The organism is Leptolyngbya sp. FACHB-36 (assembly GCF_014695955.1).
GTDB lineage: Bacteria > Cyanobacteriota > Cyanobacteriia > Leptolyngbyales > Leptolyngbyaceae > FACHB-36.
The window spans coordinates 1-1,652 of record NZ_JACJPG010000228.1 but is presented as its reverse complement, the minus strand read 5'-3'; the positions used below and the strand labels follow the sequence as shown (position 1 = coordinate 1,652).

General features: G+C 51.2%; 2 protein-coding genes. Both read left to right on the top strand.

From position 1 onward, the window contains the following. A partial coding sequence (locus H6F43_RS05415; RefSeq protein WP_190341438.1) for a YcjF family protein occupies positions 1–876 on the top strand: 876 nt, incomplete at its 5' end. A gap of 93 nt (positions 877–969) precedes the next feature. Next, on the top strand, positions 970–1,638 hold the full coding sequence (locus H6F43_RS05410) for a Uma2 family endonuclease (protein ID WP_347272373.1): 669 nt from the start codon (positions 970–972) through the stop codon (positions 1,636–1,638). Positions 1,639–1,652: the final 14 nt, after the last annotated feature.

The window sequence follows — 1,652 nt, the reverse complement described above, 5'->3', positions numbered from 1 at the left end:
GATGAGGATCGAGAATTAATCTTGGCGCGTCTGCGTGAGCGAGTGCGCGGTTTGGTAGCTTCCTTCGATGTGATTGCGGTAGCAGCGCGTCCTCAAGCCGTAATTCTGGAAACAGGCGAACTGTTTCAGCCCGAACCGGACATTATGCCGCTGATTCGCCGCATGGCAGCCGTTTTGCGATCGGAAGGTGAAGACTTAATCGCCGACAATATTCTGCTGCAGTCTCAGCAGCTGGGTGAACGAGCACGCAAGCTGATTGACCTGCAGCGGCGGCGGCAAGCAGAGAAAATTGTCGATCGCTTTCAGTGGATCGGCGCAGGCGTGATTGCAGTAACGCCGCTGCCTGTGCTGGATTTGTTGGCAACTGCGGCAGTAAATGCCCAGATGGTAGTGGAGATTGGGCGCGTCTACGGCTGCGAAATTAATATGGAGCGCGGACGGGAGTTGGCGCTGTCGCTGGGCAAAACGCTTGCCAGTTTGGGCATCGTCAAGGGAGCCGTAACGCTGGTTTCAACAGCGCTGCAACTGAGCGTGGGAGGAATGCTGGTTGGTCGCGCTATCCAGGGTGTAAGCGCGGCGTATCTAACGCGAATTGCAGGCAGAAGTTTTATTGAATATTTCCGCCATGATCAGGACTGGGGAGATGGTGGCATTACCGAAGTGGTGCAGCGCCAGTTTCAGCTCAACCGCAAAGATGAGTTTGTCAAATCCTTTGTGCAGGACGCGATTACCCGTGTAGTAAAACCCCTGAATCTCGATCAAATTGTGCCTGCGGAACCGGAACTAGAGGCGGTGGAGCTTCAGGCAGAACTGGAAGAAGACCAGAAGCTATTTCGTGCCGTTGATCCTGACTTAGAAGAGTGGCATCGATCGTAATTTCGACACTCGTAATCTCGACAATTGTTCGAATGGAGACAGGTGTTGTTAAGCGATCGCCTATGCGCTTTGTAGAATGAAAGTCTAACGATCGTGCCATTCAACCCACAGGCTACTGCCATGATGCTGCAAACTCAAACAACCCTTGATACCTGGCTACCTGCAACTTGGGAGGAGTTTGTCAAAATCGCGGATTCGCCAGCTTCTGCCAAGCTCAAGGGATATTATTACAGCGGCAGGATGAGATTTGAACGCATGTCTACTGGCTCCGATCATTCTAAAGACCACACAATCATCATCCTGAGCGTTGGGCTATATGCGGCACTGCAAGGCATCCCCATCAATGGACACGATGGCTGCTCTTTTCGCAAAGTTGGATTTGATGAGTTTCAGCCCGACGCTTCTTACTATATTGGCGACAGTGCAGATGCAATTCCTTGGGGAACACGAGTAATTGATTTAGAGCAGTATCCGTTGCCGAATTTGGTGATTGAAATAGCCGATACGTCTTTGGCGGATGACCTGGGTGAAAAGCGACTTCAGTATGAGGATTTGGGAATTCCTGAATATTGGATTGTGAATGTGCAAGCGATGCAGATTTTGGCATTTGCGATCGCGCCTGATAGCAGCATTCGTCGCATTCGTGAATCTCAAATGTTGCCCGGATTGAAGCTGGAAATTTTAGAGCAGGCACTTCAGCGTAGCCGTCAGGAAACTCAGTCGGCAACGACAGCGTGGCTAATGAAGCAGTTTCGAGGTTAAGTTAGCGCGGCTTC